A 20,623-nucleotide genomic window follows, 5' to 3' on the forward strand; every position below is an offset into this window, starting at 1 on the left:
CCACGCATTGCATGGGTCGCGCCAGCGCCTGCCCAAAGTCTCTGCGCAGACGCCAACGGCGTAAAATCGCGCGTTTTTCTGGCCACTGGCAAGGCCCTGGCCGCCACGGCCGCCGGATGCCATTGCCCCAGGGGCTTGCGGCTTCGCGCCCAGGGCTTGCGCCTGGCGTGCAGCCGCACGCTTGACTGCATCCCCCGTTTTTCGCCCCCGCCATGCTCAGCTTCCAGCAAATCATCCTCAAACTACAGCAATACTGGGCCGACCAGGGCTGCGCCCTGCTGCAGCCCTACGACATGGAAGTGGGCGCGGGCACCAGCCACACCGCCACCTTCCTGCGCGCCATCGGCCCCGAGCCGTGGAAGGCCGCCTACGTGCAGCCCAGCCGCCGCCCCAAGGACGGGCGCTATGGCGACAACCCCAACCGCCTGCAGCACTACTACCAGTACCAGGTGGTCTTGAAGCCCGCGCCGGCCAACATCCTCGACCTGTACCTGGGCAGCCTGCAGGCGCTGGGTTTTGACCTGAAGAAGAACGACATCCGCTTCGTCGAAGACGACTGGGAAAACCCCACGCTGGGCGCCTGGGGCCTGGGCTGGGAGGTCTGGCTCAACGGCATGGAGGTGACGCAGTTCACCTACTTCCAGCAGGTCGGCGGCATCGACTGCAAGCCCGCCACCGGCGAGATCACCTACGGCCTGGAGCGCCTGGCCATGTACCTGCAAGGGGTGGACAACGTCTACAACCTGGTCTGGACCGAGCAGCCCGACGGCACGCGCCTGACCTACGGCGACGTGTACCACCAAAACGAGGTGGAGCAGTCCACCTACAACTTCGAGCACAGCGACGCGGACTTCCTGTTCACCGCCTTCGCCGCGCACGAAAAACAGGCCCAGCACCTGATGGCCGAGCAGCTGGCGCTGCCCGCCTATGAGCAGGTGCTCAAGGCCGCGCACACCTTCAACCTGCTGGATGCGCGCGGGGCCATCAGCGTGACCGAGCGCGCTGCCTACATCGGCCGCATCCGCAACCTGGCGCGCGCTGTGGCGCAAAGCTATTACGACAGCCGCGCGCGCCTGGGCTTTCCGCTGGCGCCGCGCGAGTGGGTGGAGCAGATCGAGATCAAGGCCGCCTGATGCCCCCGGCGCAAGACGGCGTGCGCGAAATCGCCATGCTCCAGGTGCGCCCTGGCCAGGCCACCGCCTTCGAGGCCGCCTTTGCCCAGGCGCAGGCCATCATCGCCGGCATGCCCGGCTACCTGGGGCATGAGCTGCAGCGCTGCCTGGAGCAGGAGCACCACTACCTGCTGCTCGTGCGCTGGCGCAACCTGCAAGACCACACCGAAGGCTTTCGCGGCTCGCCCCAATACCAGCAGTGGAAGGCCTTGCTGCACCACTTCTACGACCCTTTCCCCACCGTGCTGCATTACCAGCGCGTGCTGGGCGAGGGCCTCTGACGTATATACAATTGACCGTCACGTATAAACCATCAGGGAGCCTGCCATGCCAACCAGCCACGCCATGCAAACCCAGCTGAGCAAATGGGGCAACAGCACCGGCCTGCGCATCCCGGCCGAGCTGCTGGCCTATCTGGGCGGCGACAAGAACGCCAAGGTGGAAATCACCGGCCTGCCCACGGGCGGGCTGCTCATCAAGCCCGTGCAGCCGCCCCCGCAGAGCCGCGCTCAACTGGTGGCCAGGTTGCGCGCCTCGCACCGCAAGATGCCCATGGGCACGTCTGTGGTACGCCAGATGCGGGATGAAGAGATATGACGCCGCCGCAGCGGGTGTATCTGGACACCAGCATCCTCATGGCGCTGGTGTGCAAGGAGCCCGAGTCCGAGCGCATCATGCAGTGGTACGAACGCACGCCTGACGCACTGATCAGCTCGCCCTGGCTGCACACCGAGCTGTGCAGCGCGCTGTCCGTCAAGCAACGCGCGCGGCAGCTCAGCCCGGCTGCGGCGCGCAAGGCCTACGCGCAGGGGCTGGAAGTGCTGGCCGACACGCAGAGCGTGGACATCACCCCCGCCGACTTCGACACCGCCGCGACGCTGTGCGCCGACGCCCGCGCCCGCCTTCGCGCCCCCGACGCCCTGCACCTGGCCGTGGCCGCGCGCAGCGGCTGCCAGGCGCTGGCCACGCTGGACGCCGACATGCAAAAAGCCGCCCGCAAGCTGGGCCTGCCGCCCATTGCCTTCTGAACATCCGTCCCCCTTTTCTTCATGACCGCACACAACCTCCTCGTCGAACTCTTTGTCGAAGAACTGCCGCCCAAGGCGCTGAAAAAGCTGGGCGAGGCCTTTGCCGGCCAGCTGTTTGAGCAGCTCCAGGCCCTGGGCCTGACGGCGGCCGACTCGCGCGTCACCGCCTACGCCAGCCCGCGCCGCCTGGCCGCGCACATCACGCACGTGGCGGCCAAGGCGGCCGACAAGCCGCTGCGCACCAAGCTCATGCCCGTCAGCGTGGGGCTGGATGCGAATGGCCAGCCCACGCCCGCGCTGCTGAAAAAACTGCAAGCCATCGGCGCCGGGCCCGAGGCCGTGGCGCAACTGCAGCGCGCCATGGACGGCAAGGCCGAGGCCTTGTTCTTCGACAGCGTGGCCACCGGCGCCACGCTGGACGTGGCCTTGCAAAAGGCGCTGCACGAGGCCATTGCCAAGCTGCCCATCCCCAAGGTCATGACCTACCAGCTGCACAGCGGCACCGCCCTGCCCGGCTGGGACAGCGTGCAATTCGTGCGCCCCGCGCACGGCCTGGTGGCCCTGCACGGCAGCGCCGTCGTGCCCGTCACCGCGCTGGGCCTGGCCGCCGGCCGCGCCACCCACGGCCACCGCTTCGAGGCGCAGCAAGACCCCATCGAACTGCCCGACGCCGACAGCTACGCCCGCCTGCTGCGCGAGAAAGGCGCCGTCATCGCCAGCTTTGACGAGCGCCGCACCGACATCGCCGCCCAGCTTGCGGCTGCCGCCCAAAAAGCGGGCGCGGGCCTGAAGCCCATCGAAGACGAAGCCCTGCTCGACGAAGTCACCGCGCTGGTCGAGCGCCCCCACGTGCTCACCTGCCAGTTTGAAAAAGAATTTCTGGACGTGCCGCAGGAATGCCTGATCCTGACCATGAAGGCCAACCAGAAATACTTTCCGCTGCTGGATGCGCAAGGCAGGCTCACGCACCAGTTCCTCGTGGTCAGCAACATCTGCCCCGAGGATGCCAGCGCCGTCACCGGCGGCAACGAGCGCGTGGTGCGCCCGCGCCTGGCCGATGCCAAGTTCTTCTTCGACACCGACCGCAAAAAGCCGCTGGAAAGCCGCGTCGAGGGCCTGGCCAAAGTCGTCTACCACAACAAACTGGGCACCCAGGGCGATCGCGTGCAGCGCGTGCGCGCCATCGCCAAAACCCTGGGTGAACACCTGGGCCCGCATTTGGGTGGCCCCGCGCTGGCCAAGGCCGCCGACCAGGCCGCCATGCTGGCCAAGGCCGATCTGCTCACCGACATGGTGGGCGAATTCCCCGAGCTGCAAGGCATCATGGGCGGCTACTACGCCCGCCACGACGGCCTGGGCGAAGACATCGCCCAAGCCATCGAAGACCACTACAAACCCCGCTTCGCCGGCGACGAGCTGCCGCGCGGCAACGTGGGCACCGTCGTCGCCCTGGCCGACAAGCTGGAAACCCTGGTCGGCATGTTCGGCATCGGCAACCTGCCCACCGGCGATAAGGATCCGTTTGCCCTGCGCCGCCACGCGCTGGGCGTGATCCGCATGCTGGTCGAAAAACGCCTGCCGCTGGACCTGCCCGCCACCGTGGCCAGCGCCGCCCAGGCCTTCGGCCCCCTGCTGCCCGATGCCGCCAAAAGCAACGCCCAGCTGCTGGCCTTCATCTACGAGCGCATCGCTGGCTACCTGCGCGAGCTGGGTGCCAGCGCGCAAGAGGCCGATGCCGTCATCGCCGCGCGCCCCATGTGGGGCGAAATGCCCCAGGCCCTGGCGGCAGTGCGCGCCTTCGCCAGGCTGCCCGAAGCCCCCGCGCTGGCCGCGGCCAACAAGCGCATCGGCAACATCCTCAAGAAAGCCGAGGCCGAAGGCGCGGTGGACGCGCATGTGAGCGACGTGCTGCTGCAAGAGCCTGCCGAACAAGCCCTGTTCGCCGCCATGCAGCAAGTGCTGCCCCAGGCCGAGCGCCAGTTCCAGGCCGGCGACTACACCGCCAGCCTGCAAACCCTGGCCCAGCTGCGCGCGCCGGTGGACGCCTTCTTCGACGGCGTCATGGTCAACGCCGAGCAAATGGACCTGCGCCTGAACCGCCTGGGCCTGCTCAAGATGCTGCACCAGGCCATGAACCGCGTGGCCGATCTGGCGCGGCTGGCTGGGTAAGCGCCTGCCGACGATTTCTCCGCACGCATCGCGGCCCGGCCAACGCACGGCGGCCTGCCTCATTGATTGGCCTGCGCCAAGGCTGCGCAAGGGGTTGCCCGACCCCTTGACGCTGCTCCAGCCGGCCCAGGCAAGGCCGCAGCCTGCACCTCTTAACATCATCCGGATTACCTCACGGCGACAGGCTTATTGGCGCGCGTGGGATTTTGTAACCAATTTTTAGTATAGGCTTGCGCCCCCGCAATCCAAGGTTCTTTTTCTGCGGCGCTGCTCAGGCAAGGGGCTGGCGTCTGGCTACACGGCTTTCAGGAGGTTTGAGATGGGATTTTTCAGCCGCTTTTTTGGCACTGGCGACCGGGCAGATAAAAAACGCCCTGCCCAGCCCGATGCCGACGCCGGTGCGGAAGAGATGGGCCTGGACTCGCGCCTGGCGGCCCAGATCCTGGCGGAAATCGACATCGATACCGCCATCGCCGCACACGAGAACTGGAAGCTGCGCCTGCTCAACTATCTCGACGGCAAATCCGATGAAGACCTGCGGCCAGAAGTCATCTGCGAGGACGGCCGCTGCGACCTGGGCAAGTGGCTGCATGGCCCCGGGCGCGAAAGGCTGGGCAAGTATCCGGCGTTCACTGTGCTGGTGGCGCAGCACAAATACTTTCACGTGCAGGCCTCCACAGTGGTGGCACAGGCCCAGAGCGGCAATGAGGCCGAAGCGCGCCGCGTGCTCAACGGCAGCTACCGGCTGGCATCCAACCAGGTGGTGCTGATGCTCAAGGCGCTGAAGAAGGGCCTGGGCGTCAGGTAGGTTCGCGCCAGCCCTGGGCGCGAATACCGGCGTTGGATTCACAAAGGCGCAGCGGCCGGCAGGCAGATGTCAGCACTCCAGCGCGCCGCCACGGCCGGCCAGCCGCAGCTTGCTATGATCGCGGGTTGCATTTTTCTTGCCCCTGGCCTGGATGAAGCCCACTCGCCCCGATCCTTCCCCCGCTGCGGCTGCTGCACCTGCTGCGGCGCACGATAACGGCCATGCGGCCAGCGCCGCGCAGGGCGCCTACCTGGGCCAGCGGCTTGGCGCGGGGGTCATCAGCATCCGTGGTGCGCGCACGCACAATCTGAAGAACATCGACCTGGACATTGCGCGCCATCAGCTGGTGGTGATCACCGGCATGTCCGGCTCGGGCAAGTCCTCACTGGCCTTCGACACCTTGTATGCCGAGGGCCAGCGGCGCTATGTGGAAAGCCTCTCGGCCTATGCGCGCCAGTTCCTGGGCCGGCTGGACAAGCCGGACGTGGACTTGATCGAGGGCCTCTCGCCGGCCATCAGCATCGAGCAAAAGGCCACCAGCCACAACCCGCGCTCCACCGTCGGCACGGTCACCGAGATCAACGACTACCTGCGCCTGCTGTACGCCCGCGCGGGCACGCCGCATTGCCCGCAGCACGGCGTGGCGCTGGCCTCGCAGACCATCAGCCAGATGGTCGATGGCGTGCTGGCCCTGCCCGAGGGCACGCGGCTGATGATCCTGGCGCCGGTGGCGCGCGGGCGCAAGGGCGAGTTCAGCGATTTGTTCGAGGCCATGCAGGCGCGCGGCTATGTGCGCTTTCGCGTCGATGGGCAGGTCGTCACCGACGAGGAGCTGCCCGAGCTGAAGAAAAACGACCGCCACGACATCGACGTGGTGGTCGATCGCCTGAAGGTGCGCCCGGACATGCGCCAGCGCCTGGCCGAGAGCTTCGAGGCCGCGCTGGCCCTGGGCGGAGCCAACGCCAGCGGCCGCGTCATCGCGCTGGAGATGGACAGCGGCGCAGAGCACGGCTTCAGCGCCAAGTTCGCCTGCCCGCAGTGCGACTACACCCTGGCCGAGCTGGAGCCGAGGCTGTTTTCCTTCAACTCGCCCATGGGCGCCTGCCCGGCCTGCGATGGCCTGGGCCAGCAGGAGCTGTTCGACCCGGCGCGCATCGTCGCCTTCCCGACGCTGAGCCTGGGCGCGGGCGCCATCAAGGGCTGGGACAGGCGCAACGGCTACTACTTCGGCCTGCTCAAGAGCCTGGGCGCGCACTACGGCTTCGATGCCGACAACACGCCGTTCGAGCAGCTGCCCCAGCGCCTGCGCGAGATCGTGCTGTACGGCTCGGGCCAGGAGGAGATCGAGTTCACCCACATCGCCGAGAGTGGCCCCGGCAAGGGCAAGCCGGTGCTGCGCCGCCACCCCTTCGAGGGCGTGCTGCGCAACATCGAGCGGCGCTGGCGCGAGACCGATTCGACCGTGGTGCGCGAGGAGCTGGCCAAATACCGCACCACGCAGCTGTGCGCGCAGTGCGGCGGCGCGCGGCTGCGGCGCGAGGCGCTGCACGTGATGCTGGGCGAGGGCGCGCAGGCGCGCCCCATCCACCACATCGGCCGCGACACCCTGGCCGATGCACAGCAATGGTTCGAGCAGCTGCAGCTGCAGGGCGCCAAGGCCGAGATTGCCGCCAAGGTGGTGCGCGAGATCGCGCTGCGGCTGCGCTTTCTCAACGACGTGGGCCTGAACTACCTGAGCCTGGAGCGCAGCGCCGACACCTTGAGCGGCGGCGAGGCCCAGCGCATCCGCCTGGCCAGCCAGATCGGCTCGGGCCTGACGGGCGTGATGTACGTGCTCGACGAGCCCAGCATCGGCCTGCACCAGCGCGACAATGATCGGCTGATCGCCACGCTGCAGCACCTGCGCGACATCGGCAACAGCGTCATCGTGGTCGAGCACGACGAGGACATGATGCGCGCGGCCGACCAGATCATTGACCTGGGGCCGGGCGCCGGCGTGCACGGCGGCCAGGTCGTGGCCCAGGGCCGCTTCGAGGAAATCGCCGCGCACCCCCACTCGCTGACCGGCCAGTACCTCAGCGGGCGGCTGCGCATCGAGGTGCCGGCGCAGCGCACGCCGCCCCGGCCCCTTGATGCAGCCAGCCAGGCGGCCGCCAGCGCGCCGGCCGGGGATGCGGCCCAGGGCTTTCCGCGCGCGCGGGCGCGCCAGCAGGGCCAAGGCGATGCGCCGGCCCAGGCAGGCGCGCCCACTGGTGGCGATGGGGCCAGCGCAAATGCCAGCGCAAATGCCAACGCGAATGCCAGCGTCTGGCAGGCGCTGCGCATCATTGGCGCGTGCGGCAACAACCTGCGCCAGGTCTCGGTGGACTTCCCCATCGGCCTGCTGACCTGCGTCACCGGCGTCTCCGGCTCGGGCAAGAGCACGCTGGTCAACGACACGCTGCACGCCGCCGTGGCCCAACGCCTGCACCGCGCCCACACCGAGCCGGCTGCGCACGAGGAGCTGCTGGGCCTGGAGCTGCTGGACAAGGTCATCAACGTCGATCAGGCGCCCATTGGCCGCACGCCGCGCAGCAACCCGGCCACCTACACCGGGCTGATGACGCCGGTGCGCGAGCTGTTGGCCGAGGTGCCCACCGCCAAGGAGCGCGGCTACGGCCCGGGGCGCTTTTCCTTCAACGTGGCCGGCGGGCGCTGCGAGGCCTGCCAGGGCGATGGCGTGGTGAAGGTGGAGATGCACTTCCTGCCCGACGTGTACGTGCCCTGCGACGTCTGCCACGGCCGGCGCTACAACCGCGAAACCCTGGAGGTGCTCTGGAAGGGCCGCAACATCGCCGACATCCTGGACATGACGGTCGAGGACGCGCTGGCCTTCTTCCAGGACGTGCCAGCCATCGCGCGCAAGCTGCAGACGTTGATGGACGTGGGCCTGTCCTACATCCGCCTGGGCCAGAGCGCCACCACGCTCTCGGGCGGCGAGGCCCAGCGCGTCAAGCTGGCGCTGGAGCTGTCCAAGCGCGACACCGGCCGCACGCTCTACATCCTGGACGAGCCCACCACCGGGCTGCACTTTGCCGACATTGCGCTGCTGGTCAAGGTGCTGCAACAGCTGCGCAATGCGGGCAACACCATCGTGGTCATCGAGCACAACCTGGACGTCATCAAGACCGCCGACTGGATCATCGACATGGGCCCGGAGGGCGGCAAGGGCGGCGGCCAGGTCGTGGCCACTGGCACGCCCGAGCAGATCGCCGCCAACCCGGCCAGCCACACCGGGCGCTACCTGCAGCGCTATCTGCGCCCCGGCCCATCATCCCCGCACCACACAGGCAGCGCATGAACAAGCCACACAGCCAGCCCGACAGCAGCAGCCACTTCGACGCCAGCGCCCGCGATTGGGACCAGCGCCCCATGTCCCAGCAGCTGGCCGCCGTCGCGCAGCGCCTGCTGCAGCAAGTGCCCTTTGCGCCGCACGAGTGGGTGCTGGACTTCGGCGCCGGCACCGGCCTGCTGGCCACGGCGATTGCGCCGCACGTGGCGCAGGTCACCGCCGTGGATCATTCGGCCAACATGCTGGCCGTGCTGCGTGAAAAAAATGTGAGCAACATCGACACCGTGCAGCAAGCCGGCCTGCAGGGCCTGCCGGCCGGCCACTACGACGCCATCGTCAGCTGCATGGCCTTGCACCACGTGCCCGACACCGCCGCGCTGCTGCAAGGCTGCGCCCAGGCCCTGCGGCCCGGCGGGCGCATCGCGCTGGTGGACCTGTACGCCGAGGACGGCAGCTTCCACGGCGACAACGCCGCCAAGGGCGTGCACCACCTGGGCTTCGATCCCCAGGCCCTGCAGGCCCTGACCCGGCAGGCCGGTTTCGAGCAGGTGCAGCTCGAAGAAATCCACCGCCTGACACACCGTAACGGGCGTGACTACCCGCTGTTTCTACTGACTGCCCGCCGCAGTTGAAACTGGCTACACTGCGCCAGACGCGCGCGGGCCCCAACGTCAGAACCTGTGCAAAGAAGAACCTGCCGCATGGCAGGCATGCGGCCTGCGCACCGACCCACGCACGACGAGGAGGAAACACCGATGAAGCCCTTGCTGACCTCGCTGGCCTGCGCCCTGGCCTTTGCCCTGCCTGGCGCCGCCGCTGCCAAGACCCTGAAAGTGGCCGTGGCCGCCGAGCCCTACCCGCCGATGTACTACCCCTCGCCCTCGGGCCAGTGGCAAGGCTTCGAGGTCGATCTGGCCCAGGCCGTGTGCAAGGCCGCCAAGCTCGATTGCGAAGTGACGGCCGTGGCCTGGGACGGGCTGATCCCCTCGCTCAACGGCGGCCACATCGACATGGTCATGGCCTCGATGTCCATCACCGAAGAGCGTCGCAAGCAGATCGACTTTTCCAACAAGTACTACGACGTGCCGCCGCTGATCGTCTCGGCCAAGGAGGCGCCGGTGGACAAGAGCCCGGCCAGCTTCAAAGGCAAGACCATTGGCGTGCAGGTGGCCACCATCCATGCCGCCTACGCGCAAAAACACTTCGCGCCCGCTGGCGCCACGGTCAAGGTTTACCAGAACCAGGACGAGGCCAACAGCGATCTGGTCTCCGGCCGCGTGGACGCCACCATGGGCGACACCGACGCCATGCAGACCTTCCTCAAGAGCGAGGGCGGCAAAGCCTGCTGCGAAGCGCGCGGCAACCCCGAGCCCGACCCCGGCGTGCTCGGCCAGGGCGTGGGCATTGGCCTGCGCAAGGGCCAGGATGCGCTGCGCGAGCAGCTCAACGCCGCCATCAAGTCGCTGCGCGACAGCGGCGAATACCAGCGCATCGCGCAGAAATACTTCAGCTACGACGTCTACGGACAGTAAGCCGCAGTGAGCCCATGAGCCCCCTGGCGCACGGCGATGGATTTTCTCTCTGCGCTCCTGCCCGGCGTTGACTGGCGGCTGCTGGCCTATGCCCCGCCCGGCTGGGGCAAGGCGCTGCTGCAGGGCCTGCTCAATTCGCTGATCGTCGCCGGCGGCGGCTATGCGCTGGGCCTGCTGCTGGGCGTGGGCGGGGCCATGGCCAAGCTGCGCGGCGGGCCGCTGGCGCGCGATCTGGCCGAGGTCTACACCACCATCGTGCGCGGCATGCCCGAGCTGATCCTCATCCTGATCCTCTACTACCTGGGCACCGATCTGCTCAACCGCGTGCTGGCGCTGGCCGGCGTGGGGCGCGTGCAGGCCAGCGGCCTGGTCGCCGGCATTGCCGTCATCGCCATCGTGCAAGGCGCCTACGCCACCGAGGTCATCCGCGGCGCCATCCAGGCCATTGCGCCTGGCGAGCACGACGCCGCGCAGGCCTTTGGCATGAGCGCGCGCCAGGCGCTGTGGCGCATCACGCTGCCGGGCATGCTGCCCTTTGCCATCCCGGGCCTGGCCAATCTGTGGCTGATCGCCACCAAGGACACGGCCTTGCTGGCCGTGGCCGGCTTCACCGAGCTGACCCTGGCCACGCGCCAGGCCGCCGGCACGACCAAGGCCTACCTGCTGTTCTTCTGCGCCGCCGGGCTGCTCTACCTGGCCATCACCTTGCTGTCCAACCAGCTCTTTGCCGCGCTGGAGCGCCGCGCGCGCCGCGGCCAGCGCCCGGAGGCCGCGCGTGGCTGAGCGCGCCGCACGCAGTGCCCAGCGCCAGGCCGCCGCCTTCTGGCAACCGCACCGGCGCGCCCTGGCCGCGCTGGCCCTGCTGGCGCTGGCGGCCATCGCCTGGCAAGGCCAATGGGCCTGGGTGCCGCAGTACGCCCGGGCGCTGCTGGCCGGCGTGGGCGTAAGCCTGGCCATGCTGGTCGGCAGCGTGGTGCTGGGCTTTGCCTTGGCGCTGCCGCTGGGCATTGCCCAGGCAGCCGGCCCTTGGTGGCTGCGCCTGCCCGCGCGCAGCTTTTGCACCATGATCCGCGGCACGCCGCTGCTGCTGCAGCTGTGGCTGGTCTATTACGGCCTGGGCTCGCTGTTTCCGCTGATCCCGGAAATCCGCGGCTCGGCGCTATGGCCTTATCTGCGCCAGGCCTGGCCCTACGGACTGTTTGCGCTGACCATCTCCTTTGCCGCCTACGTGGGCGAGGTCATGCGCGGCGCCTTTGCCGGCATGCCCCCAGGCGAGCTGGAGGCCGGCCGGGCCTGCGGCATGACGCGCTGGCAGGTCTGGCGCCGCATCTGGCTGCCGCGCGCCATCCAGCGCAGCCTGCCCACGCTGGCCGGCGAGACCGTGCTGCAGCTCAAGTCCACCCCGCTGGTGGCCACCATCACCGTGGTCGATGCCTATGGCGTCATCAACATGGTGCGCCAGAACACGCTGCTGACCTACGAGCCGCTGCTGCTGCTGGCGGGCATCTACCTGCTGCTCACGCTGGTGCTGGTGTTGCTGCTGCGGCGCCTGGAGCGCCGGCTGCAGCCCGCAGCCTGAGGCAACCCAAGAACAATCAAGAACACCCCACACAGCGCCCCCCTGCCCCATGCGAGACCCCCGCTACGACATTCTTTTCGAGCCCGTACGCATCGGCCCCGTCACCACCCGCAACCGCTTCTACCAGGTGCCCCATTGCAGCGGCATGGGGCACCGCTACCCGGCGGCCGAGCAAGGCCTGCGCCAGATCAAGGCCGAGGGCGGCTGGGGCGTGGTGAGCACGCAGGAGACCGAGATCCACCCCTCCTCGGACATCTCCCCCTCCAACCAGCAGCGCCTGTGGGACGAGCGCGACATCGGCCGCCTGCAGGCGCTGACCGAGGCCATTCACGCCCACGGCAGCCTGGCGGCCATCCAGCTGGCGCACAACGGCATCCACACCGCCAACCGCCTCAGCCGCATCGCCCCCTATGGCCCGGCCGACATGCTAGTGGACACCGAAGACCCGGTGCAGGCGCGCGCCATGGACAAGAGCGACATCCGCGCCTTTCGCCAATGGCACCGCGACGCCGCGCTGCGCGCCAAGCGCGCCGGCTTTGACATCGTCTACGTCTACGCCGGGCACGACATGACGCTGCTGCAGCACTTCCTGCTCAAACGCTACAACCAGCGCAGCGACGAATACGGCGGCAGCTTCGAAAATCGCCTGCGCCTGTTTCGCGAAGTGCTGGCCGACACCCGCGAGGCCGTGGGCGATGCCTGCGCCGTGGCCGTGCGCTTTGCCGTTGAGGAGCTGCTGGGCCAGGACGGCCTGACCCACGATGGCGAAGGCCGCGACGTCATCGCCGCGCTGGCCGACGAGCCCGACCTGTGGGACGTGAACCTCTCCAACTGGGCCAACGACAGCCAGACCGCGCGCTTTGCGCAAGAAGGCTTTCAAGAGCCCTACATCGCCTTCGTCAAATCCCTCACGCGCAAACCCGTGGTCGGCGTGGGCCGCTACACCTCGCCCGACGCCATGGTGCGCGCCATCCGCAGCGGCATCCTCGACCTGGTGGGCGCAGCGCGCCCCTCCATTGCCGACCCCTTCCTGCCGCAGAAAATCGAGCAAGGCCGCATCGACGACATCCGCGAATGCATCGGCTGCAACATCTGCACCGCAGGCGACAACACCGCCGCCCCCATGCGCTGCACGCAAAACCCCACCATCGGCGAAGAAGCGCGCAAAGGCTGGCACCCGGAAATCATCGCCCCGCTGCCGCGCCCGGCCTCGGTGCTCATCGTCGGCGGCGGCCCGGCCGGGCTGGAGGCCGCGCGCGCCCTGGCCCAGCGCGGCGCCGAGGTCACCATCGCCGATGCCGCGCGGCAATGGGGCGGGCGCGTCAGCCTGGAGGCGCGCCTGCCCGGCCTGGCCACCTGGGCGCGCGTGCGCGACTGGCGCCTGGGCCAGCTGCGCCAGGCCAGCAACGTGCAGATGTACCTGGACAGCCCATTGAGCGCGCAGGACGTGCTCGCCTTCGGCATGGCCCACGTCGCCATCGCCACCGGCGCGCATTGGCGCTGCGACGGCGTGGGCCGCGTGCACCGCCAGCCCCTGCCCTTTCTGGGCGGCGCCAACGCCGCGCGCGTGGTCGGCGTCGATGCCCTGCTCGAGCGCGGCGCGGCCGCCGTGCATGCCGCCCTGGCCGCCAACCATGCCCAGGGCGCGCCGACCCAAGGCCCCGTCGTCGTGTTCGACGACGACCGCTACTACATGGCCAGCGTGCTGGCCGAGCTGCTGGCGCGCGCCGGGCTGCAGGTGCACTTCGTCACCCCCGCGCCCATCGTCGCGCCCTGGAGCGAGCACACGCTGGAGCAGCCGCGCATCCACCGCCGCCTGCTGGAGCTGGGCGTGCACATCACCTTGCTGCACCAGCTGGCCGGCTGGCAGGGCGATCGGCTCGATCTGGCCTGCGTCTACAGCGGCCGCCTGCAGCCCATCGCCTGCGCCTGCCTGGTGCCCGTCACCGCCCGCCTGCCCAACCACGGCCTGTGGCAGGCCCTGCAAGCGGCCAGCCACAGCTGGGCCGAGCACGGCATCGCCAGCGTCGAGCGCATCGGCGACTGCCTGGCCCCCGGCATCATCGCCGCGGCCAACTACGCCGGCCATGCCTATGCCCGCAGCCTGTTGAGCGTGCAGGTCGCAGAAAGCGCCTGCGCCACTTCTTACGACGGCTATCGGTGAAATCCCTGCCTGTCAGCCATTGCCAGGGCTTTCAACAAGGAGTATCAAGACAGGCTTTCAACCACAAGGTATTCAGGAGACCCACATGCAATTTCGCCGTTTCGTCAAGGCGGCCTTGGCCGCCACCGTGCTGTGCCTGGGCGCCGCGCAAGCGCAGGTCAACGTCATGCTGCCCGCCAACCCAGGCGGCGGCTGGGATGCGACCGGCCGCCAGTCCTTCCAGGCCATGAAGGAGGCCGGCTTCTATACCGGCACGGTCAACTTCAGCAACCGCGGCGGCGCCGGCGGCACCATTGGCCTGGCCGAGTTCCAGCGCGCGCAAAAGGGCAAGCCCGATGCCATGGCGGTGTTTGGCGCCATCACAGTGGGCTCCATCACCTTGAACCAATCGCCGGTGCAGCTGGCCAACTTCAAGCCCATTGCCCGCCTGACGGCCGAATACCTGGTGCTGGCCGTCAAGGCCGACTCCCCCTACCAGTCGCTGCAGGAGTTCGTCGCCGCGTTCAAGGCCAACCCGGGCGCCATGCCCGTGGGCGGCGGCTCGGCCGGCGGCGTCGATCACATTGCCCTGGCCCTGCTGGCCCAAAGCGCCGAGGTGCCGGTCTCGGCCATCAACTACATCCCCCAGGCAGGCGGCGCGGATACGGTCACGGGCATCGTCAACGGCACGCTCAAGGGCGGGATTTCCGGCATTTCTGAATTTCGCCAGTTTGCCCAGGCGGGCCGGGTGCGCATTCTGGGCATCACCACGGCCGAGCGCATCAAAGCGGCGCCAGACATCCCCACCTTCAAGGAGCAGGGCTACGACGTGGAAATCGCCAACTGGCGCGGCATTCTGGGCGCGCCCGAGATGCCGCAGGCCAACCACCAGCAATGGGTGGAGCGCTTTGCCAAGCTCAATGCCTCGCCCCAATGGCAGGCAGTGCTGGAGCGCCAGGGCTGGGAGCCCTACTTCCTGCCAGGCGATGAGTTCGCCCGCTTCATCGAGGCCGAGACACTGCGCATCAACCAAATCCTGAAGGACGCAGGCCTGGCCCGATGAGCCCAGCGCGGCAGCAGCGCGCAACGCTTGGGCCTGCCAGGCCCCGCCTGGCTGCATCGCCCCTTCAATGCGAGCGCCTTCAGCAAATGCACAGCCTCCAGGAGACGAGACGATGACAACAACCCACAGCAGGCCGTGGTGGCTGGGCCTGGCGGTGCTGGCGCTGGGCGGCGTCTGCCTGTATTCGGCAGCGCAGCTGCCAGCCACGGCGCAGTACGCCAGCATCGGGCCGGGCATGGCCTTGATGGGCGTGGGCGGCGGCTTGCTGATCCTGGGCGTGCTGCTGCTGGTGCAGGTCGCCCAGGGCGTGGCGTTCGAGCCCGACGATGCGGAAAACGTGGACGCCAGCCGCCCCATGGACCGGCGCGCCTTCGTCACGGCATTGGTGGCCATTGCGCTGCCGGCGCTGTTGCTTCGCCCCCTGGGGCTGCCGCTGACGGCCATGCTCTCGTTCATGCTGGTGGCGCGGGCCCTGGGCTCGCGCCGCGTGGGCATGGATTTGCTCATCGGCCTGCTGCTGGGCAGCGCAGGCTGGTGGCTGTTTGGCTCGCTGGGGCTGCAGCTGGGCGATTTTCTGCCCCTCATGAGCAAGAGGGGCTGAAGCCATGGACACCTTGCAACACCTGCTGCACGGCTTTTCCATCGCGCTCACGCCGGCCAATCTGGGCTGGGCCTTGCTGGGCTCGATCCTGGGCACGGCCATTGGCATCCTGCCGGGCATTGGCCCGGCGCTGACCATTGCCTTGCTGCTGCCGGTGACGGTGTCGGTCGGGCCCGTGGCGGCCTTCATCATGTTTGCCGGCGTGTTCTACGGCGCCATGTATGGCGGCTCGACCACCTCCATCCTCATCAACACCCCTGGCGAGGCGGGCTCCATGATGACGGCGCTGGAGGGCAACAAGATGGCGCGGGCCGGCCGCGGCGCAGCCGCCCTGGCCACCGCGGCCATCGGCTCGTTCGTGGCCGGCACCATTGCCACGCTGGCGCTGACTTTTGCAGCGCCCGTGGTGGCGGAGCTGGCCTTCGTGCTGACGCCAGCGGATTTTTTTGCGCTCACCGTGCTTGCCTTCACGTCTGTGGCGGTGGTCATGGGGGCATCGCGGGTGCGGGGCTTCGTGTCCCTGTTCATCGGGCTGGCGCTGGGGCTGGTGGGCATCGATGCCATGACCGGCCAGCCCCGCATGACACTGGGCATGGCCGAGCTGCTCGATGGCGTGGAGCTGACGGTGGTGCTGGTGTCCGTATTCGCCGTGGGCGAGATCCTGTACGTGGCCAGCCGCTACCGCGCAGGCGACGAGCACATCATCCCCATCCAGGGCCAGGTCTTCATGACCAGGCAGGAATGGCGCCGCTCATGGAAGCCCTGGCTGCGCGGCACGGCGCTGGGCTTTCCCATGGGCGCCATTCCCGGCGGCGGCACCGAGATCCCGACCATGCTCTCCTACACGCTGGAGAAAAAACTCGCGGCCAAGCCAGAAGAGTTCGGCAAGGGGGCGATTGAGGGCGTGGCCGGCCCCGAGGCCGCCAACAATGCCGCCGCAGCCGGCGTCCTCGTGCCGCTGCTGACGCTGGGCTTGCCCACCTCGGCCACGGCCGCCATTTTGCTGGCCGCATTCCAGGGCTATGGCCTGCAGCCCGGCCCCTTTCTCTTCTCCAGCAATCCCGATCTGGTCTGGGGCCTGATCGCCTCGCTCTACATCGGCAACCTGATGCTGCTGGTGCTCAACCTGCCGCTGGTGGGCCTGTGGGTGCGGCTCTTGCTGATTCCCAAGCCGCAGCTGTACGCAGGCATTCTGGTGTTTGCCATGCTGGGCATCTGGGGCATCTCAGGCTCGGTATTCAACATGGCGCTGATGGCCGCGCTGGGGCTGCTCAGCTACGCCATGCGGGTGTATGGCTTTCCCATCGCGCCATTGCTCATCGGCATGATCCTGGCCCCAGTGGCCGAAACACAGCTGCGCACGGCGCTGGCCGCCGGGCAGGGGCATTTCAAGGTTTTGGTCGGCTCCCCGGTGTCCATCACATTCCTCACGCTGGCCTTGCTGACGCTGCTGGCCCCCATCCTGCTGCGCAGGTTGCGCAAGATGGCATGACCTTGCGCGCGCCACCCGCACGGCCCGCACTGCCCGCACCAGCAGCGCGTCTGTGCTCTTCCATCTCTGCGCCGCCTGCCCTCCAAACCCTCGCGCACCGCGCTCGCCCCAGGTCGGAGTGGATGCGCCGCGGCGGCTTGCACGGCCAGCGCCCAGGCCGCGTTTGCGCGCTTGCCGCACCCGGCCTTCCATAGAATGGCGCTCGCCCAAGCCCTGGGCAGCCGCGCGCCATCTTGCGATCGGCACTTCACTTCACCGTTTTTCCGCTCTGCGCAACCCATGTCCCAACACTCCACCGCACCCCGCGTCGAAGCCAACACCGTGGTCACCATCCGCTACCGCATCGACGATGCCAAAGGCCGGCCCATGCAGGCCAAGGCCGAGCAAGTCGCCTACCTGCACGGCGGCTACGACAACCTGCTGCCCAAGATCGAGGCGGCCCTGCAGGGCCAGGCCGTGGGCCATGCCACCACCATCGACCTGCCGCCTGGCGACGGCTTTGGCCAGCGCGACGAAAACCTGGTGCTCACCATCGACAAATCCGAGCTTGCGCCTGGCACCAAAGTCGGCGGCCAAGTCCAGCGCCCCGGCCCCGATGGCGCGCCCCAGCTGCTGCGCGTGGCCAAGATCAAGGGCCAGCAAGTGCAGCTCGACGGCAACCACCCGCTGGCTGGCCAACACGTGCGCTTCGTGGTGCGCATCCTGGCCATCCGCCCTGCCACACCCGAGGAAATCCAGCACCGCCACGCCCATGGCGCGCACGGCCACCAGCACTGAGCGCCTGTGCAACATCTCGGCGCGAGTCGGCGAAAGCTGGCGCAGGCCCGCGCCACTCAGACGAAATCACGCACGCCCCATCCGCAGAGCATGGAAGGCGCCGTGATTTTCGAGCCGCTGGCGCGTTTTGCCGTTGCCTGCCAAGGCGACACCAAACACCATTGCCGCTATGGCCGGTGCGCTGTGGGGCGCACGCTGCAGCGCCAGCGCCACACTGACACAGCAATGCCATGGCCCCAACCCTCAGAGCCTGTTGGGAACTTCAGTGCGGGTGAGCGAGAAGTGGCTCTGGGATGGGCTGCAAGGCGCCACCTTGCGTGCGCCTGGCAGCCATGGCGCAGCTATACAGCCATGACGAGGCTTTGCGGGCGCCGCAGACCGCAGCAATCGCCCTCATTGCCTGCCACGCAAAGCCTTTGCGCAGGCGCTGCTCAGAACTCATAGTTCACGCGCACCATGAACGAGCGCGGCTCGCCCGGCATGTGGGAATTGCGCCAGTACTGCTTGTCGGCCAGGTTTTGTACGGCGAAGACTGCTTGCAGGTCCGGCGCAATGCGCCAACCCAGCAGGGCGTCAAAGCGTGTGTAGCCGGCGATGGCCGTGTCATAGCTGGCTGGCGGGTTGGGGTAGCGCTTGCCTGTGTGCGCGCTGCTGAGCTCGGCAAACCATTGGCTGGCAGGGGCTACGTAGCGCACGGCCAGGCCGGCCTGACGACGGCTGGCGCCCGAGAGGTAACGGCCTTCGCGTTTGGGGTTGCCTGCGTCTTGCACGATCTTGGGCGACATCAGGCCCAGGGAGGCTCGTACATGCCAATGCGCATTGATCTGCCCGGTCAGACTGAAATCGATGCCCCTCGTGCGGTGCAGGCCGGCGACTTCGTAGCGATCGGGGTCATTGACCGGATCGGGCTGGTAGCGGATGTTGTGCTTGCTGAGCTGGTAGAACGCCAGGGTGCTGCTCAAGCGTCTGTCCAGCCATTCGCTTTTGATGCCGACTTCGATTTGCTTGTTGTATTGCGGCTCGCTGTCGAGTTTGGCGGGATTGCTGCGCAGGGTGAGCAAGTAACCGTTTCCGCCCAGCGGCGAGAAGCTGCGCGACCAGGAGGCGTAGAGGTTGTGATCGGGGTGGGGCGTCCAGACCAGGCCGGCGCTGGGGCTGAAGCTGGAGCCTTCAAAGTCGTGCGCGCCATAGCGGCTGAGCCTGAAGCCGTAGTCGTAGCGGTCGTAGCGCCCGCCCAGGGCGAGCTTGAGCGCAGGCGTCAGCTCGATGACGTCATTGAACAACAGCGCATGCGCGCGCGAGCTGTACTGGCTGTGCCCGCCGCCGGGCACCAGGCGGTGTGTGTTGGCGGGCCAACCGGCCCGATCGTGCGGGTTGACGCCAAAGCGTGTGCTGAACAAGAGCGCGCCCGAGTCGCCTTCGTTGCGTTCATCGGTGAAGTCGTAGCCGAGCATCAGGCGGTGGCGCAGCGGCCCGGTCTTGAACTGGCCATGCAGCGCCAGGCTGTTGCTGAGGGTGCGCTGCGTCTGGTCCACCCAGGAGTAATTGGGGTTGAACAGACCGCTGGCGGCGTTGTAGCTGCCCAGATAAAAGTGGTCGAAGTCGTGGTGTTGCGCGAGCCAGCCCAAGGTCCATTCCAGACGCCAGTCGGGCAGCATCTGGTATTGCAACTTGGAGCTGGCCATGCGCATGGTGTTGTCGATGTAGTCGCCAGGGCGGGCAAAGCCGTAGTTAAAGCGCAGCCCCATGGCGTCGTATTCGTTCTTGACTGGGCCGCGATCGGGAACGTACCAGCGGTTCTCCCAGGTGTACTGCCCTTCCCATTGCAGGCGGCGGTCGGTCGAGCGCCAGAGCACGCTGGGCGAGAGCAGCTTGTTGCGGTTCTTGATCAGGGGGCGGAAGGAATGGCCGCGGTCAAAATCGGCATTCAGGCGCACGGCCAGTTGCTCGCCAATGACACGGTTGAAATCCAACGCCGCGCCGCGGCGGCCCCAACTGCCGGCACGCAGACTGGCGCTGCTGTGGGCGTCAAAGCTGGCCTTCTTGCTGACCATGTTGACGACGCCGCCGCCTTGGCTGCGCCCATACAGCACCGAGGCCGGGCCTTTGAGGATTTCGATGCGCTCGACGTTGGAGGTGCTGCGGCGGAAATTGCCGCCGGTGCGAATGCCGTCGCGGTAGATATCGCCCATGTCGGCATCGAAGCCGCGGATAAGAATGCTGTCGTACCAGGCGCCATAGCCGGCATCCACGCCAGCGACGCCTTCGAGCATTTGCCCCAGGTCCTGGTAGCCGTGCTCGCGGTTGGCCTGCATGTCCACCGTCTCGATGGTGAAGGGCGTGTCTTTGGCGTCGATGTCGGCGCGGCTCACGCTGGCGCGCTGCGGGCGTACGTAAGCCTGCGTATCGGCCTGAGGCACGGCCGACGAGCCTGTGATCTCGACAGCAGGCAGCTCCTCAGCCTTGGGAGCTGCGGCCGGGACATCTTCCACAACCGCCTGACGCACCCTTGGCGCTGGCAGGCTTTGCCCTGCAGACTGGGCCGCAGCCGGAACGGCACAACAGGCCAATGCACCCAGCACCGCCGCACACACCAGCGTGTGTTCGACCAAGCAAGGCATGTGGTCAACCCTGGAAAAACTCATGGCTCCATCTCCACTTGAGAGTCAATGCATCAACAAACGCATCCATTAAGGTGGCTGCGGCAACTTCTCGTGGGTGGGGCAATATTGAGGAATTTCAGATGGCCTTAATGGTCCGTCTTGCCCACATTTTTTAGTGGGCGCAAATCATACAGTGACGCAAAACCAAAGAAATGCTTGCCAGGCCTGGGCTTGGCAAAATTTCTCAGCCAGGCATGGCATGCAACAACATGGGCCTACACAAAGAAAAAGGCCGCAACCTTACGGGTGCGGCCTTCTGTGTGAT

The 20,623-nt window shown here is 67.8% G+C and carries 17 protein-coding genes; 16 read left to right on the top strand and 1 reads right to left on the bottom strand.

What is annotated here, in order from left to right; genetic code table 11:
• The first annotated feature begins 212 nt into the window (after positions 1-212).
• The 16 genes from glyQ (at position 213) to CK625_RS08065 (ending at position 17,695) form a co-directional block, all read left to right on the top strand.
• The gene (gene glyQ / locus CK625_RS07990; protein WP_095539785.1) at positions 213-1,133 is read left to right on the top strand and encodes a glycine--tRNA ligase subunit alpha; all 921 of its coding nucleotides are present in this window, start codon (positions 213-215) and stop codon (positions 1,131-1,133) included.
• Positions 1,133-1,453, top strand: a complete 321-nt coding sequence (locus CK625_RS07995; RefSeq protein WP_095539786.1) for an antibiotic biosynthesis monooxygenase family protein — start codon at positions 1,133-1,135, stop codon at positions 1,451-1,453. Before glyQ ends, CK625_RS07995 begins: the two co-directional genes overlap by 1 nt.
• Before the next feature lie 46 nt (positions 1,454-1,499).
• Positions 1,500-1,769 (top strand): AbrB/MazE/SpoVT family DNA-binding domain-containing protein, encoded by a 270-nt coding sequence (locus CK625_RS08000; RefSeq protein ID WP_095539787.1) that lies wholly within the window; start codon positions 1,500-1,502, stop codon positions 1,767-1,769.
• Positions 1,766-2,200 (top strand): type II toxin-antitoxin system VapC family toxin, encoded by a 435-nt coding sequence (locus tag CK625_RS08005; RefSeq protein ID WP_095539788.1) that lies wholly within the window; start codon positions 1,766-1,768, stop codon positions 2,198-2,200. Before CK625_RS08000 ends, CK625_RS08005 begins: the two co-directional genes overlap by 4 nt.
• A gap of 21 nt (positions 2,201-2,221) precedes the next feature.
• Complete coding sequence (gene glyS / locus CK625_RS08010; RefSeq protein ID WP_095539789.1) at positions 2,222-4,369, top strand: glycine--tRNA ligase subunit beta; 2,148 nt, start codon at positions 2,222-2,224, stop codon at positions 4,367-4,369.
• A gap of 319 nt (positions 4,370-4,688) precedes the next feature.
• Positions 4,689-5,177, top strand: a complete 489-nt coding sequence (locus CK625_RS08015; RefSeq protein ID WP_095539790.1) for a CZB domain-containing protein — start codon at positions 4,689-4,691, stop codon at positions 5,175-5,177.
• 151 nt (positions 5,178-5,328) lie between these two features.
• On the top strand, positions 5,329-8,517 hold the full coding sequence (uvrA, locus tag CK625_RS08020; protein ID WP_095539791.1) for an excinuclease ABC subunit UvrA: 3,189 nt from the start codon (positions 5,329-5,331) through the stop codon (positions 8,515-8,517).
• A complete protein-coding gene (locus CK625_RS08025; RefSeq protein ID WP_095539792.1) occupies positions 8,514-9,140 on the top strand; it encodes a class I SAM-dependent DNA methyltransferase in 627 nt (208 codons plus the stop codon). Before uvrA ends, CK625_RS08025 begins: the two co-directional genes overlap by 4 nt.
• Before the next feature lie 123 nt (positions 9,141-9,263).
• Positions 9,264-10,040, top strand: coding sequence for a transporter substrate-binding domain-containing protein (locus CK625_RS08030; protein ID WP_095539793.1), 777 nt, complete (start codon positions 9,264-9,266; stop codon positions 10,038-10,040).
• A gap of 36 nt (positions 10,041-10,076) precedes the next feature.
• Positions 10,077-10,823 carry an ABC transporter permease gene (locus tag CK625_RS08035; protein WP_095539794.1) on the top strand — a complete coding sequence of 249 codons (747 nt, stop codon included), beginning with the start codon at positions 10,077-10,079 and terminating at the stop codon, positions 10,821-10,823.
• Positions 10,816-11,619, top strand: a complete 804-nt coding sequence (locus CK625_RS08040) for an ABC transporter permease (protein ID WP_095539861.1) — start codon at positions 10,816-10,818, stop codon at positions 11,617-11,619. The genes CK625_RS08035 and CK625_RS08040 overlap by 8 nt, the downstream gene beginning before the upstream one ends.
• Before the next feature lie 49 nt (positions 11,620-11,668).
• Complete coding sequence (locus CK625_RS08045) at positions 11,669-13,783, top strand: FAD-dependent oxidoreductase (RefSeq protein ID WP_095539795.1); 2,115 nt, start codon at positions 11,669-11,671, stop codon at positions 13,781-13,783.
• 85 nt (positions 13,784-13,868) lie between these two features.
• Positions 13,869-14,825 carry a Bug family tripartite tricarboxylate transporter substrate binding protein gene (locus tag CK625_RS08050; protein WP_095539796.1) on the top strand — a complete coding sequence of 319 codons (957 nt, stop codon included), beginning with the start codon at positions 13,869-13,871 and terminating at the stop codon, positions 14,823-14,825.
• Between the two features lie 112 nt (positions 14,826-14,937).
• Entirely contained in the window at positions 14,938-15,426 is a 489-nt protein-coding gene (locus CK625_RS08055; protein WP_095539797.1) for a tripartite tricarboxylate transporter TctB family protein, read from the top strand.
• Positions 15,427-15,430: 4 nt separating this feature from the next.
• The gene (locus CK625_RS08060) at positions 15,431-16,918 is read left to right on the top strand and encodes a tripartite tricarboxylate transporter permease (protein WP_095539798.1); all 1,488 of its coding nucleotides are present in this window, start codon (positions 15,431-15,433) and stop codon (positions 16,916-16,918) included.
• Between the two features lie 279 nt (positions 16,919-17,197).
• Positions 17,198-17,695 (top strand): FKBP-type peptidyl-prolyl cis-trans isomerase, encoded by a 498-nt coding sequence (locus CK625_RS08065; protein WP_095539799.1) that lies wholly within the window; start codon positions 17,198-17,200, stop codon positions 17,693-17,695.
• Positions 17,696-18,126: 431 nt separating this feature from the next.
• Here the strand turns inward: CK625_RS08065 and CK625_RS08070 are convergent, their stop codons facing one another.
• Positions 18,127-20,187, bottom strand: coding sequence for a TonB-dependent receptor (locus tag CK625_RS08070; RefSeq protein WP_172425119.1), 2,061 nt, complete (start codon positions 20,185-20,187; stop codon positions 18,127-18,129).
• Positions 20,188-20,623 lie beyond the last annotated feature (436 nt).

It is taken from the genome of Vandammella animalimorsus, assembly GCF_002285265.1.
GTDB lineage: Bacteria > Pseudomonadota > Gammaproteobacteria > Burkholderiales > Burkholderiaceae_C > Lampropedia.